The 14373-nt window shown below is 65.3% G+C and carries 14 protein-coding genes and 1 pseudogene; 13 read left to right on the top strand and 2 right to left on the bottom strand.

Annotation, left to right across the window (positions count from 1 at the left end; translation table 11 throughout):
• The first annotated feature begins 657 nt into the window (after positions 1-657).
• The 5 genes and pseudogenes from MFF62_RS20505 (at position 658) to MFF62_RS20490 (ending at position 5589) form a co-directional block, all read left to right on the top strand.
• Positions 658-2028 (top strand): LLM class flavin-dependent oxidoreductase, encoded by a 1371-nt coding sequence (locus MFF62_RS20505; protein ID WP_238264960.1) that lies wholly within the window; start codon positions 658-660, stop codon positions 2026-2028.
• Positions 2029-2053: 25 nt separating this feature from the next.
• The gene (locus tag MFF62_RS20500; protein ID WP_238264959.1) at positions 2054-3166 is read left to right on the top strand and encodes an LLM class flavin-dependent oxidoreductase; all 1113 of its coding nucleotides are present in this window, start codon (positions 2054-2056) and stop codon (positions 3164-3166) included.
• A gap of 133 nt (positions 3167-3299) precedes the next feature.
• Entirely contained in the window at positions 3300-4298 is a 999-nt protein-coding gene (locus MFF62_RS20495; protein WP_238264958.1) for a Bug family tripartite tricarboxylate transporter substrate binding protein, read from the top strand.
• A gap of 12 nt (positions 4299-4310) precedes the next feature.
• Positions 4311-4601: pseudogene (locus tag MFF62_RS30940) on the top strand (LLM class flavin-dependent oxidoreductase); the annotation flags it as partial.
• A complete protein-coding gene (locus MFF62_RS20490) occupies positions 4555-5589 on the top strand; it encodes an NtaA/DmoA family FMN-dependent monooxygenase (protein ID WP_404990793.1) in 1035 nt (344 codons plus the stop codon). The pseudogene MFF62_RS30940 and the gene MFF62_RS20490, both read left to right, overlap by 47 nt.
• Before the next feature lie 29 nt (positions 5590-5618).
• On the opposite strand, the gene MFF62_RS20485 is transcribed toward MFF62_RS20490, so the two are convergent.
• Together MFF62_RS20485 and MFF62_RS20480 are read right to left on the bottom strand one after the other, a co-directional pair.
• On the bottom strand, positions 5619-6446 hold the full coding sequence (locus MFF62_RS20485; protein ID WP_238264957.1) for a phosphate/phosphite/phosphonate ABC transporter substrate-binding protein: 828 nt from the start codon (positions 6444-6446) through the stop codon (positions 5619-5621).
• Positions 6433-7422 (bottom strand): fatty acid desaturase, encoded by a 990-nt coding sequence (locus MFF62_RS20480; RefSeq protein WP_238264956.1) that lies wholly within the window; start codon positions 7420-7422, stop codon positions 6433-6435. The genes MFF62_RS20485 and MFF62_RS20480 overlap by 14 nt, the downstream gene beginning before the upstream one ends.
• Positions 7423-7648: 226 nt before the next feature.
• Here MFF62_RS20480 and MFF62_RS30810 point away from each other — a divergent pair, with 226 nt between their 5' ends.
• From MFF62_RS30810 to MFF62_RS20445, 8 genes are all read left to right on the top strand, one after another.
• Entirely contained in the window at positions 7649-7774 is a 126-nt protein-coding gene (locus MFF62_RS30810; protein WP_283205361.1) for a hypothetical protein, read from the top strand.
• 148 nt (positions 7775-7922) lie between these two features.
• The gene (locus MFF62_RS20475; RefSeq protein WP_238264955.1) at positions 7923-8918 is read left to right on the top strand and encodes a tripartite tricarboxylate transporter substrate binding protein; all 996 of its coding nucleotides are present in this window, start codon (positions 7923-7925) and stop codon (positions 8916-8918) included.
• 104 nt (positions 8919-9022) lie between these two features.
• Positions 9023-9847 (top strand): transporter substrate-binding domain-containing protein, encoded by an 825-nt coding sequence (locus MFF62_RS20470; protein WP_238264954.1) that lies wholly within the window; start codon positions 9023-9025, stop codon positions 9845-9847.
• Positions 9848-9860: 13 nt separating this feature from the next.
• Positions 9861-10739: a transporter substrate-binding domain-containing protein gene (locus MFF62_RS20465; RefSeq protein ID WP_238264953.1), complete on the top strand. Its 879-nt coding sequence runs from the start codon at positions 9861-9863 to the stop codon at positions 10737-10739.
• Entirely contained in the window at positions 10736-11974 is a 1239-nt protein-coding gene (locus MFF62_RS20460) for an aminotransferase class I/II-fold pyridoxal phosphate-dependent enzyme (protein ID WP_238264952.1), read from the top strand. The genes MFF62_RS20465 and MFF62_RS20460 overlap by 4 nt, the downstream gene beginning before the upstream one ends.
• The gene (locus tag MFF62_RS20455; protein WP_238264951.1) at positions 11971-12717 is read left to right on the top strand and encodes an amino acid ABC transporter permease; all 747 of its coding nucleotides are present in this window, start codon (positions 11971-11973) and stop codon (positions 12715-12717) included. The genes MFF62_RS20460 and MFF62_RS20455 overlap by 4 nt, the downstream gene beginning before the upstream one ends.
• Complete coding sequence (locus tag MFF62_RS20450; RefSeq protein ID WP_238264950.1) at positions 12707-13519, top strand: amino acid ABC transporter permease; 813 nt, start codon at positions 12707-12709, stop codon at positions 13517-13519. The genes MFF62_RS20455 and MFF62_RS20450 overlap by 11 nt, the downstream gene beginning before the upstream one ends.
• A complete protein-coding gene (locus MFF62_RS20445; RefSeq protein ID WP_238264949.1) occupies positions 13506-14372 on the top strand; it encodes an amino acid ABC transporter ATP-binding protein in 867 nt (288 codons plus the stop codon). Before MFF62_RS20450 ends, MFF62_RS20445 begins: the two co-directional genes overlap by 14 nt.
• Position 14373 lies beyond the last annotated feature (1 nt).

The raw sequence follows: 14373 nt of genomic DNA, 5'->3' as shown, positions 1-14373 counted from the left end.
GACATGGTGATTCTCCGGTATAAAAGATAATTCAATGAATTTGAGGTTTTATCGGGCGGCGCGGGCTTCGCTTCGTTTGCTTCAGTGCGTTGCTGCGCTGTCCATGTGCAGAACTATAGCGGTCGCCTAACCGGAGAAAGTCGGCTATCGCTGTCATAGTTATTCAAAATAATTGATGTTTGTCCGGAGGCCTGACCTGTCCCGGATTGGCCAGGCGGGCGGCGATACTGCGTCCCTAAAGAAGGCGCGGATCGGGCCATCGGGCGAAATCGCGCATGACAGGCTGGCGGATACGGTCGACCTGCAGCCGGCACGTGCCGCCGCTCGACCCATCGATCGATGTCGCATTCAAATCAGCGGCTTAGCGGAGATGTGGCGGATTTTTTTGCGAATCCCGGCGGCGCCTCAGGAGGAACCCCCAGCTTTCCGACGTCGTGATGCCGAGCACCTGCCACGATGTAAGCCGCCTGTTCATTGTTCAGGGTCGATGTGAGACGGCGCCCATCGATACCACCATCGGCCAATAGACTGCTCCTAGGCGGAAGGTCGCATATCGATCAACGACAGATAGCAGTATCGACATGCAGTATTCGTAGTTCGCCATGCGCACGTGATTGGTTAGGCTGGAAGGCTCCATCATGACGACCCTCGACATACATGTCCCAACGCAACGGTCAATTGAGCCTGGGAGCCTTCCTCTACCCCTCTGGCCATCACATCGCCGCATGGCGGCATCCGCAGGCGCAGGCCGACGGCGGCACTGACCTGCGCTTCTATGCCGACTTGGCTCGCGCGGCAGAAGGCGCCAAGTTCGACCTGATCTTCCTGGCCGATGGTGTCGGCACGCGGGGGGACAACGTTGACTTCCTCAGCCGGGTAGCGCACAACTACCAGGCGCAGTTCGAGCCGATTACATTGCTGTCGGCGCTGTCGGCCATCACGGAGCGAATCGGGCTGGTGGCAACCGCCTCAACATCCTTCAACGAGCCGTACCATATCGCGCGCAAGTTCGCCTCGCTCGACCACTTGTCCGACGGCCGCGCCGGCTGGAACGTGGTGACGACGGGCAACGACCACGAGGCCCGCAATTTCAACCGCGACAACAACCTGCTACACGCTGATCGCTACGCGCGCGCCACCGAGTTCGTGGATGTCGTGACGGGCCTCTGGGATAGCTGGGAAGATGATGCCTTTGTGCGCGACAAGGCCGCCGGCTTCTACTTCCAGCGCGACAAGCGCCATGTTCTGCACCACGAGGGCGAGCACTTCCAGGTACAGGGACCGCTCAATGTCTCGCGGCCACCACAGGGGCATCCGGTCGTGGTGCAGGCTGGATCTTCCGAAGCGGGCAAGGAACTGGCCGCGCGTTGCGGCGAAGTCGTATTTACTGCCCAACAAACGCTGGATGAAGCGGTCGCCTTCTATGCCGACCTCAAGTCGCGTCTGGTGCGCCACGGCCGGACAGCCGACGACCTCAAGATCATGCCGGGGGTATTCCCGGTCGTAGGAGCGTCCCAGGCCGAGGCACAGGAGAAGTTCGAGCAGTTGCAGGCCCTGATTGATCCCGTGGTGGGCCTAACGCTGGTGTCCAACCTGACTGGCGGTTTCGATCTGTCCGCCTATCCGCTTGACGGCCCGATTCCCGATCTGCCCGAAACCAATGGCACCAAGAGCCGCCAGCGGCTGGTGGTAGATCTGGCCCGCCGCGAGAACCTGACCATCCGCCAGCTCTACCAGCGCGTAGCCGGCGCACGCGGGCATTGGCAACTGGTGGGCACTCCCGCGCAGATTGCCGACGCCCTCGAAGAACGCTTCCGCCACTACGGTGCCGATGGCTACAACATCATGGCGCCGTACCTGCCCGGCGGATTGCACGACTTTATCCGTCTGGTGTTGCCGGAACTGCGCCGTCGCGGCCTGTTCCGCACCGAGTACACCGGCAATACGCTACGCGACCACCTGGGTCTGAAGCGCCCCCCGCATCCCGCGACCGTCGCCCGGCAGGCGTCCGAAGCTGCCATCGCCTGACATCCTCCGACTCTGCTAGCCAACCATGCCCATTGACCTGTATGGCACGCTTTATCCACGCCTGTTCTCGGAAGTCATTCCAGCGCAAGGACCCGCCTTCGACACCGCACACATCGAGCAGCGCGCGATGGAGCACGAGGCGGCTGGCTTTGACGGCGTGTTACTACCGCATAATTCCGGCTGGGCCGACAACTTCCTGACGACCGCCCGCGCAGCCGGCGTGACAAAACGGCTGAAGTTCCTGCTCGCGCATCGTCCGGGGTTCATCTCGCCCACGCTTGCGGCCCGCAAGCTCGCCACGCTCGACCACTACACCGGCGGCCGGCTGCTGCTCCACATCATCACTGGCGGCCGTAACGTCGAGCAACGACGCGACGGCGACTACCTCGAACATGATGAACGTTACGCCCGCACGGACGAGTACCTTGAAATCCTCCGCAACGTCTGGACAAGTCACGATCCATTCAGCCACGAAGGCGCCTGCTATCGCTTTGAGAACGCGTTCTCGGAACTCAAGCCGCTGCAGGCATCCGGCATCCCCATCTCCTTCGGCGGTGCGTCGTCCGCTGCCATCGCCGTTGCCGCACGGCGCGCCGATATCTTCGCGCTGTGGGGGGAATCGCTCGATGGCGCGAGGGAGTTAACCGCCAGCGTGCTGGACGCGGCACGCCCGTTGGGCCGACGGCCCACGTTCAGCATCTCCATTCGCGTGATCCTCGGTGCGACGGAAGACGAGGCGTGGCGGCGTGCGCACGAGATCGAGCATCAGACCCGGGAAGTCGGACTCTGGAGTCCCGCCTCGCCTGTCTTCGGTGGCCACACACCGCCACCCAGCGCGGAGAATGAAGGCTCGCGACGTCTGCTACGCCAGGTGGCCCAGGGCGACGTGCTGGACCAGCGGCTTTTCACGGGGGTGGCAAAGGCCACCAATGCGCCTGGCAACACCACCGCTATCGTCGGCACGGCCGCCCAGGTCGCCGACGCGCTGCTGGCGTACTACCGCGCAGGGATTGGCGGCTTCCTGTTCCGCGGCTTCGATCCACGCACTGATGCCGTCGAATTTGGCCGTGAGCTGATTCCCTTGCTGCGAGACGGTGCACGGCTGATCGACGCCCAGCACCAGGGCCACGCAGCCTGATCTTGGTGCGGGCCGCTTATCACCGGAGCGGCTAACGACATGACGAATCAGCAGTTCCGGCCTCGCGGGTATCGACCTACGATGACCGGTCTGCCTCGTGCATCCACTCGTCCGGTCTCTCCTGCCAATTCTCATGCATTTCCCTGTCTTCCCCGCACCCCTGCGCGCCGCGATCACCGCGTTCGTCGTCACCGCCTCCCTCCACGCCACTACCACGGACGCGTTGGCCCAGCAGCCGTTCCCGTCCAAGCCAATCACCTACGTGGTGCCCTATACGCCCGGCGGCACCAATGACAATGTCGCACGCGTCATCACCAGGCGGCTGGCCGAGAAGGCGGGGCAACCGGTGGTCATCGAGTACAAGGCCGGCGCCGGCGGCACGCTCGGCGCCGGCTTCGTAGCGGCGTCTCCGGCAGACGGTTACACCCTGCTCAACACCTCGATCGGCAACGTGGCCATTGCACCGCAGTTGGTGACCGTGAAGTTCGATCCGTTCCACGACCTGGTGCCCGTGGCCTATATCGGCAACTCGCTGGCGACCGTCGCCATCAATCCTTCGCTGCCGATCCGGACGCTGCCCGAACTGATTGCCTATGCGCGGACCAACCCCGGCAAGCTCACGTTTGCCAGTTCCGGCAACGGCACGCCGGGGCATCTGGCCGGCGAGTTGCTCAAGCGGCAGACCGGCATCGACATCCGTCACGTACCCTACAAAGGCAGCGCGCCCGCCGTGGCCGATGTGGTCGCCGGCCATGTCGACCTGGTATTCGACCCGCTCAGCACGCAGTTCATCAAGCAGGGCAAGCTGCGGGCACTGGCCTACTTCGGCGGTGCACGGTCACCCGACCTGCCCAATGTGCCCAGCGTGCGCGATGCGGGCGTCAAGGGCTGGGAAGATTCGCTGGCCGGCGCGTTCTTCATCACGGCGCCACGCAACGTGCCGCCTGAGGTGCTGGCAAAGCTGCGCCAGTGGATCGGCGAGATCCTGGCCGAACCCGACACCGTGGCAGCCCTGAGCCGCGTGCAGGTGGACGTGCAGACGTTGACGCCGGAGCAGACTGCACAGCGCATCCGCCAGGTGCACGAGATTGCCGCGCGCGTGGTCAAGGACGGCACCGCGCAAGGCAACTGAGCGGACACCATCATGAAACTTGGATTGTTCCTGCTCGCAGCCGGGCATCACGCGGCCGGCTGGCGATATCCGGACGCCGAATCCGGCACCGAGAACATCGATCTGGTGGTACGCATGACGCAGGCCGCCGAACGCGCAAAGTTCGACATGGTGTTCTTCGGCGACCGGCTGCTGACGTCGGCCGATGCGCACCCGTCGATGATCACCCGTCCCGATCCGCTAGCCATACTGGCCGCATTGTCGATGGTGACCACGCATGTCGGTCTTGCCGCCACCGCCTCCACCACGTATAGCGAGCCGTTCAACCTGGCACGGACGCTGGCGACGGTCGACAAGCTGTCGCACGGCCGTGCCGCGTGGAATCGTGACCACCTTTGCCGATGGCTCGGTGAACTTCAGCCGCAGCCGCCACCCCGAGCACGCCGAGCGCTACGCCATCGCGGAGGAATTCGTTACGGTGGTGAAGGGACTTTGGCGCTCCTGGGACCCGGACCCGTATGTTCAGGACAAGGCGCGAGGCATCTATATTGACGTCGGGAAGATGCACGCGCTGAACCACGAGGGGCGGCATTTCTCGGTGGCGGGCCCACTCAACGTCACAAGCAGCGAGCAAGGCCAGCCCGTGCTGATCCAGGCGGGCTCGTCTGGGCCGGGACAGCAACTGGCCGCGCGTCACGCCGAGGTTGTCTTCACGGCGCAACAGGACATCGGCGCCGCACTGGAATTCGCTACCGGCCTGCGCAAACAGGTGGCCGACGCGGGACGCGATCCACGTCATTGCCTGATCATGCCGGGCCTGATGCCGATCATCGGCGCGACCGAAGCCGAGGCGCATGACAAGCTTGCACAGTTGCAGTCGTTCACAGACCAGTCGAATGCACTGGCCATCCTCGCCGAGCAACTGGCCGTTGACGTGTCGGGCTTTGCGCTCGACGCACCACTGCCGCCCTTGCCCTCCGATATCGTCGTGCATAGCCGCAGCGCGCTGCTGATCAGGCTGGCGCGCGAGCGTAACCTGACGCTGCGCCAGCTCTATCATCTGGTCGCGAGCGCGCGGGGTCACCAGATCGTGGCGGGCACCGCCGAGCAGGTGGCCGACCACATGATCGAATGGGTACGTGCCGGCGCCGCCGATGGCTTCAACATCATGCCGGCCTACTTTCCCGGTGGCTTCGAGGACTTTACGCGCGAGGTGGTCCCTATCCTGCAAGCCCGTGGTGCATTCCGCCGCGAGTACGAGGGCCGCACGTTGCGGGACCACCTGCAACTGCCGCATCCCCAACGGGGATAGCGGCACGGTCGGTCGCGCGCCCTTCGCCGTCAACCCAGCTTGCCATAGCCTAAGCGTTGAGCGTCCAGCGCCATGGCGGCAATCGGCTGGTACGCCGCCGCAGTCGTCCGCACGACGTCGTCCAAATGCAGGCGCGACCTCAGGCTGGCGTCGTCGCGTAGCGCCTCGCGCAGGGCCACGCGAACCTGCCGGACCAGAGGTGTGCGGGCGCGCCGCGACGCGATAAAGGGCAGACCGGGCACGGCTCGCGTCAAGCCTATCTGGCGGATGCCGGCCACCAGCGCCGGGTGATGATCGGCCGCAAATGCCAGTGTCACGCAATCGATCGCCGCCACATCGGCCCTGCCGTCGCCAACTGCCGCCAGCGAGGCCAGATGCGAGCCGGTGTGAACGATGTCTGCGAAGAACTGCCCGTCCCGGGCCAGCGGCGCAACGACGTGGCGCAGCGCGTTCATGCCGCTATGCGAATCGGCGCCGTTGCACGCGGCTCGCGCACCCCGGCAGGCCTCGATCGTTGCCGGCCCATCGTCCGCACGCACTACGATCGCGCTGCGGTAGGTCTGCCGATGGCAACCGGACACCGCAAAGCGCGGCGTGCCGATCAGCCGGACATAAGGGGCCAGGCCGTGTACCAGCGGATACCCGCAAGTCTGCGACAGCAGCAGGTCGTCGCGGCGCCAGAAGGCATGCAGCGCGTCGGCGCCTTCGCCGGGATCCACCGCCGTGAGCGTCACCGGCACCCGCGCGCGGGCCAGCGACTGGCCGACCCGGTCAATCAGCAGCAACCAGTCTTCGCGCAACCGGGCCGACACGTTGTACATGGGCAGTGCCGCTACCCAGCGCTCAGGCTTCGCCATGATGCCCCGATGCTTCGATACGACACGCAAGCGTCCCGCCGAAGCGCGGATGAACCACAGGTGCCACCGTGCGCCACGCATAACGCACCAGCCACTCGCGGTAGCCCTGGACGAAGAAGCCATCGTTGCGCGCAAGGTAGTCATGCACCCGTTGGCGATAGACCCATGCCAACGCAAACCACGGCACGCCAGGCAGATCGTGATGCACGAGGTGGTAGTTGTTGTTCAGGAACAGGAGCCGCCAGCCCAGGCCGGCCTCGTTGATGACGCTGCGAGACACTTCGGCTTCGCTGGCGCGATGTTCCTGGAAGGACCGGATCGCCGCCAGGGACAGCGCGGGGTACGCAACACCCGCCAGCATCAGCCAGGCAGGCATGCCGCATTCGCGCTGCAGCCACGCCAGCAATACCGTCAGCGCGGCAAGATGCGCTACCCAGACCGGCAGATCTCGCCAGTCTCCCAAACGTAGCCGCAAAAGCGCGTCGCCCACGATCGACGCGATGGCGAACGCCGGCTGCAACAGGATGCGTCCGGCCATCGTGTTGCGTGCCGCATAGATGCGACGCAACACTCTGGGCTTAGCCTGCCACGCGCCCGCATCGAGGAAATAGCTTTCGGGGTCTGTATGCGGATGCGTCAGTTCGGCCTCATGGTGCTGCAGATGTGCCCGACGGTATAGCGCATAGGGCAGCCATACGCCCAGCGGCGCCGCGCCTAGCAGCGTATTCAGCCATGGCAGACGCGTCGGATGCCCGTGCAGCAGCTCGTGCTGCAGCGACAGATACCACGTGGTGCACAGCGTCAGCAGTACGCAGGCCAGCGGCAGGCCGAGCTGCCTGGCATAGGTCGCCACGCCAAACCAGGATCCATACACGGCCACGACCAGCATCCACGTGGGCAGCTCGGCGCGCCACAGCCAATGCCGCGCCGCCTGCGCAAGTTCCATGCGCTGCTGATCGTCGAGATAAGTAGTCATCGGCGGTGGGTCCGTGAAAGAGAGAGAACGACGCCGCAGCATACGGGCGTCAGTGCACGCTCAGGAACGAACGATTGCCGATAACGATATGTACCGCGCCCGCGTCGCATCACATGCGCTGGGCGCTGGCGACATTCACCGGATTTGCATAGTCGGATTGCTTCGTTGACGTACCGGACTTCTCCGTCCACAACATGGCTTTTCAACAATCACGGGGAGCCTTGCCATGACCGATCTGCTCGACTGGTTCACGGCCATCTGCGCCGTGGTCCTGGTCTACGCCGCGCTGCGCCATCCGCTCTACCCGCCCCACAAAGACAGCGAACCCTCGAAGCGCCAGCCGCCTCGTTGACCGCGCAAGTCCGCCGCGCATATCGAAGTACGAAAAGATTTGTTCGTATCGAACGCTGCACTCCATAAGCTGATTGGTCCGCGACATTGCGCGATTGCCTGCCGACATCGTGTCTGCAGGCGTGTCCGGACTCATACCCGCATCCATCATGCTGCGCCGCAGACTGCTCGACTCGTTGAAACTCGCACTGGCGGCCTTTGCCTACGCCACCTGCGCCACCCCGTCCATCGCCAACACGCCGGTCGATGGATTCCCGAACAAGACCGTGCGCATCATCGTGCCGGTGGCCGCTGGCGGCAGCGCGGACAAGCTGGCCCGCACGCTGGCTCAGAAGCTCAGCGAGCGGTGGCATCAAAGTGTGGTGGTCGAGAACGTGTCGGGCGCCAGTGGCACGATTGGCGCAGGGCAAGTGGCCCGCGCCGCGCCGGACGGCTATACGCTGCTGCTCGGCGGCGAAGGCGTGACGCTGAATGCGTCGTTGTTCAAGCGGCTCCCCTACGATACGCGCCACGCATTCCGCGGCGTGATCAAGGCCGTGGTCAGTCCCCAGGTTCTAGTGGTTCGTCCCGATCTGGGCGTGAAGACCTTCGGCGAATATCTGGCCCTGACAAAGCGCAAGCCGGGCGAGCTCGCGTTGGGATTGCCGGGCAATGGCGGCATCGCCCATGTCGCGCACGAGATGCTGTCGCGCCAGCTCGGCATCGAGGTCAACTACATTCCCTATCCCGGTGGTGGCCCCGCAACGCTCGACTTGCTGGGCGGCCATATCGACGGCACGCTGATCACACTGGCAGCCGTCACCGACTATGTACGCAGCGGACGCCTGACCGCGCTGGCCGTCACCACGCCCTATCGTTCGAAGGCGCTGCCACAGGTACCCACCATGGCCGAGGCCGGCGCACCCGGCTTCGCCGTCGAAAGCTGGCAGGGCCTGCTGGCCCCGGCCGGCACGTCCATCGACATCGTCGAGCGCATCAACCGTGATGCCACGGCCGTGCTGGCGCAGCCGGGCACCCGGCAGCAACTCGAAGAAGCCGGCTTCGTCGTGGTGGCATCTTCGGCGCAAGCACTCGACGACACGCTATCAAAGGACCTGCCGCGTTACGCGGCGGTCATCGCCTCGGCGAGCATCAAGCTGAACTAGCTGCAGCGCGACGCCCCCCCTCTCCTTCCACAGCAAACCTGTCCTTGCCGTGCAGCGATGCCTTCCTGGGGCATCGGCTGCCTGGCGCCAACTTCACCTGCCCCATGACATCCGCCTACACCCTGCGCGCCATTGCCGCGCTCGCACTGACTCTCCTCGCCACCCAGCCGGCACGCGCCGACACCACGCTCGACAAAATCAAGCAGCGCGGCAAGGTTGCCATCGGCGTACTGGTCAACGGAGGACCATTTGGATCGATCGATCCAGCCACCCAGCAACTGGTCGGCTGGAACCCCGAACTTGCCCGTGACCTGGCCAAACGCCTCGGGGTGGAAGCTGAACTCGTACAGGTCAACCCGTCCAACCGCGTGCAGTTCCTGCAGGCTGGCAAGGTCGACCTGCTGATTGCCTCGATGGAATACAACCCGGATCGTGGCGAACTGCTGTCCTACGCACCCACGCCGTTCTACCGCGTCGGCGGCACCGCTGCAGTGCTCAAGACCAGCGGCATCCATCAGTGGGAAGACCTGCGCGGCAAGACCGTATGCGCTTCGCAGGGCAGCAGCTTCGTGAAGCCGCTACAGGAGCAGTATGGCGCGCAGGTACGTGGCTTCAAGACGGCATCCGAATCCCTGCTGGCGTTGCGCGGCGGCCAATGCGTGGCGGCCGTACATGACGCCACGTTGATCCATCCGCTGCTGCGCGCCAATACCGAGTGGGCCGGCTATGCCGCACCGATTGCCACCGAGATCCTGCCGGCGCCGTCGGTGGTCTGGACGCGCAAGGGTGAGACGGATACCGTCGCCGCCGTGGACAAGGTGGTGCAGGAATGGCATCGCACCGGCTGGCTGATCGGCACCGAAAAGCGGCTGGGCATCACGCCGCCACAGCCGTTGCTGCCCGAACTGCAGGCAAGATTCAAGGGTTGAGGGCGGGCACGCGATGAACAAGTACCTCGTATCGGCCGCCCTGCTGCTGGCCGGCTTTGCCACGGCCCATGCCGCCTGGGCCGACGCCACGCTCGACAAGATTCGCCAGCGCGGCAAGCGGTCGGTTGGCATCGATGGCCCCAGCCCGCCGTTCGGCATCCTCGATACCGCTACCGGAAAGACTGGCGGCTACCAGACGGAACTGGCGGCCGATCTGGCGCGCCGTCTTGGCGTGCAACTGGAAACCGTTCCGGTGACCGCTTCCACGCGCGTGCAGTTCCTGCAGGCGGGCAAGGTCGACCTGCTGGTGGCGAATATTCAGTGGACGCAGGAGCGCAGCGAGATCCTGAGCTTCGCCCCCACGCCTTACGACCTGGTCGGCGGTGCCGCCATGGTGTCCAGGCAAAGCGGCATCAAGCGCTGGGAGGACCTGCGCGGCAAGGTGGCCTGCGTCTCCCAGGGCAGCAACTTCGCCAGGCCGCTGGCCGAGCAGTACGGCGCCATCGTCAAGGGCCTGCGCGGCATTCCCGAATCGCTGCTCGCGCTCAAGGGCGGCACCTGCGCGGCATCCGTGCATATCCAGCCGGCGCTGTACCAGACGCTGAATGGTCCCAACCGCGCCGAGTGGACCGCCTTTGCGCTGGCCACCGAGGACCAGTTGATTCCCTCGCCAACTGTAGTGTGGACGCGACGCGGCGAGCAGGACACCGTGGCCTTCGTCGACAAGGCCATCCGGGACTTGCATCGCACGGGATTCCTGCTCGAACAGGCACGCAAGTTTGGCGTGCCTGAGGGCGCCTATATCCGGCCGGCGCACGATCACGCGCGTCAGGGCAAGTTCGATGTGGCACCACAGGACTTCGCGGTCTTCACGGAAGGGCGCAAGTCATGACCGCCCCGACCATACCGCTGTCCCAGCGTGCCCGCCGCGTCCGCCTGTCTCCCATTGCGGCGGCCGGGCAACGTGCCGCCGCGCTGATCAGCCAGGGCCGTGACGTCCTGACGCTCACCTCCGGCGAGCCGGAATTCGACACCCCGCCCGCCATCCAGCAGGCCGCCATCGCGGCCATGGCACGCGGCGAGACGCGGTACACGCCGACGCCGGGCACGCGGGCGTTGCGGCGCGCCGTGGCCGAGCGCTTTTCCGCCGACCACGCCATCCACATCGCGCCGGCGGAAGTGTTCATTGGCAGCGGCGGCAAGCAGGTGATCTTCGACGCGTTTGCCGCCACGCTGGACGCCGGCGACGAAGTTATCGTTCCCGCACCCTACTGGTCCTCGTTTCCGGACATCGTGCGCGTCAACGACGGCAACCCGGTCATCGTGTCCTGCGACCAGCAAAGTGGTTTCAAGCTGGGCGCGGGCGCGCTGGAAGCCGCCATCACGCCGCGCACGCGCTGGGTGATCCTGAATTCGCCGTCGAATCCTTCCGGCGCGGTGTACACGGAAGACGAGTTGCTGGCGCTTGCCGAGGTGCTGCGTCGGCATCCGCACGTGCTGGTGCTGCTCGACGAAATCTACGACCAGATCCGTTTTGTCGCGCCTGGCCGGCATTGGCTGACACTGGCGCCCGACCTGCGCGGGCGCTCCCTGATCCTCAACGGCGCGTCGAAAACCTATGCGATGACCGGCTGGCGCATCGGCTGGGGCATCGCACCGGCCGAACTGGTGCAGGCGATGACGGCGATCCAGTCGCAGGTCTCGTCGGGTGCCAATTCGATCGGACAGGCCGCAGCCGCAGCGGCGCTACTGGCCAACGACCGGGCTTTCGTCGAGCAGGCCCGCGACGCCTATGCGCGCCGGGCCACCTTCACGGTCGCGGCGATCAACCGCATTCCCGGGTTGCGCCTGCTGCCGCCCGACGGGGCCTTCTTCGCCTACATCCACTGCGGCGGACTGATCGGACAGGTGCGGCCCGACGGTCAGGTGCTGGCCACCGACAGCGACGTGGTGGACTGGCTGCTGGACAGCGCGGGCGTTGCGGTGGTGGAAGGCGCCGCCTATGGCCTTTCGCCGTACTTTCGCCTGTCGTTCGCCGCTGCGAACAACGTGCTGGAAGCGGCGTTGCAGCGCATTGCGCAGGCCGTAGCGACACTGCGCCGCGGATCGCTGGAGGCGCGCCCATGATCGACGCCTGGACCGTTTCCGGGATCGCGGCGCTGAAATCCCTGGGCCTGAACTACGCCTTCGTTCTCGACACCACCGAGCGCGCTGCGTTCCTGCATGGACTGGTCGTCACGCTGCAACTGTGCGCGCTGACGATCCCGTGCAGCCTTCTGGCGGGCGCCGCCCTGGCAGCAATGCTCACATCCGGCAACAAGGCCCTGGCTACGCCAGCACGTGCGTTCGTCGAGCTGACCCGCAATACGCCCACGCTCGTGCAGCTCTATTGCGGCTTTCTCGTGCTGAACATGCTGATCACCCAGCATCTGAACAATCTCGGCGGCAGCAACCCGCTGACGCCGTTCTTCTGGGTGGTGGCCGTCGTGTCGCTGCACAAGGCGGTGTTTCACGCCGAGGCCCTGCGGGCTGGTATCGAAGCGGTGCCGCGCGTCACGCTGGAGGCCGCGCGCTCGCTGGGCTTCTCGCGCCGGCAGTTGCTGCTGCAGGTGGAATTGCCGCTGGCCGTCCGTTTCGCGCTGCCAGCGCTGGTCAACAACCTTGTCGACCTGGTCAAGATGACGGCCGTCGCGTCGGCCATCGCCGTGGGCGACGTCACGTACGAGTCCATCATGATCTGGACCCAGCGCGACAACGTGCTGGAATTGCTGTTGCTGATCCTGGCGTTCTTCGGCGTGCTGACCTGGCTGGTCAGCCGCACGGGCCGCTGGTTGGAACTGCGCTTGAGGATGCCCGGCTATGGCCAGTAACCCGATTGCCCTGCCCTGGCGCACCGCGCCTCACCCCGTCAGGCACGCCCTTGCCAGCCCCTGGGTGCTGGCCGCGCTGTGCGCGCTGGCCGTGGTCGGTTTCTGGATCGCCACCGGCAGCACCCCGGCTGCGTTCCGAAACCTGTGGACGTGGTCGCCCGCGCTGCTGCGCGGCATGTGGGCCAATATCGAGATCAGCATCCTGGCAATGGCACTCGGCACGTTGGCTGGCCTGTTGATCGGCGCGTTGTCGCTGTCCACTCATCGCTGGACACGCCACCTGGCACGGCTGTGGGTACAGGCGTTCCGCAACGCACCCATTCTGGTGCTGGTGTACTTCACCACCTATGTGTTTCCGTTCGAACTTCACATTGGCCAATGGACAGTGCCGTTTCCCGACTGGATCAAGGTCGTGCTGGGCCTTGCCCTGCCTGCCAGTGCCAATGTGGCCGAGATTTTCCGGGGCGCGATCCAGTCGATTCCGGCCGCCCAGTGGGAGGCAGCCCAGTCGCTGGCGTTCCGGCGCAGCCAGATTTTCCGGCTGATCGTGCTCCCGCAGTGCCTGCGGCGCATGTTGCCGCCGTGGATGAACCTCTACGCCAGCATCACCATGAGCACGTCGCTGGCCTCGCTGGTGGGCGTGCACGATGTGGTCGATACCGCCCAGGTGGCCAGCAATACCGTGGCCCGGAACGATTTCACGGTCCTGGTCTATTTCACGCTGCTGGCCCTGTTCTTTGCCTATTGCTATCCGATCGCGCGCGCCACGCGTGCACTGGAGCGTCGTCATGACCGCCACTGATTCCTTTCTGCGCAACCGCCAGACGCAGGCGTCCGCCGACTCACCTGCCAGGCCGTTGGTCGCACTGCACGACGTGCACCTGACCTTCGGCGACAACACGGTGCTCAATGGTATCGATGTCGAGGTGCGGCGCGGCGAGGCCGTGACCATCATCGGCCCATCCGGCTCTGGCAAGAGCACGATCCTGCGCTGCATCACCGGTCTGCTGCGAGCGCAGCAGGGGCAGATCCGCGTTGGCGACACCGCCGTGGAAACGCTCCGCACCGAAGACGAACTGATTGCGCTGCGCAAGCGCGTGGGTTTTGTCTTCCAGCAGTACAACCTGTTCCCGCACCTGACCGTGCTGGAGAACCTGGTGATCGCCCCCACCCGGGTGATCGGCCGCAACCGGCGCGAGGCCGAGCAGGAAGCGCATGCGCTGCTGGGCAAAGTGCGGCTGTCCGACAAGGCACACGCGTATCCGGGCGAACTGTCGGGCGGTCAGCAGCAACGCGTGGCGATTGCCCGGGCGCTGGCGATGCGGCCCGAGTTGATCCTGTTCGACGAGGTGACGTCGGCGCTTGACCCCGAAACCGTCGGCGAAGTCCTGACCGTGATCCGAGAACTTGTGGAAGACGGGATGACGTGCGTGCTGGTCACCCACGAGATGCGCTTTGCCGCCGAGATCAGCGATCACATCTACTTCACCGAAGCGGGCCGCATTGTCGAGCACGGGCCGCCCGAGCAGATCTTCGGCAACCCCAGCCACGAACGCACGCGAGCCTTCTTACGCCGGGCGCTGGGTGCCATTCCGCGCCTGCCCGCCGAATTCAACGCCGCGTTCGCTCCAGCACCCGCAACCACCCAAGGCTGAC

Source organism: Cupriavidus pauculus (assembly GCF_022179805.1).
GTDB lineage: Bacteria > Pseudomonadota > Gammaproteobacteria > Burkholderiales > Burkholderiaceae > Cupriavidus > Cupriavidus pauculus_E.
This window is presented reverse-complemented; position numbering and strand designations above follow the sequence as displayed.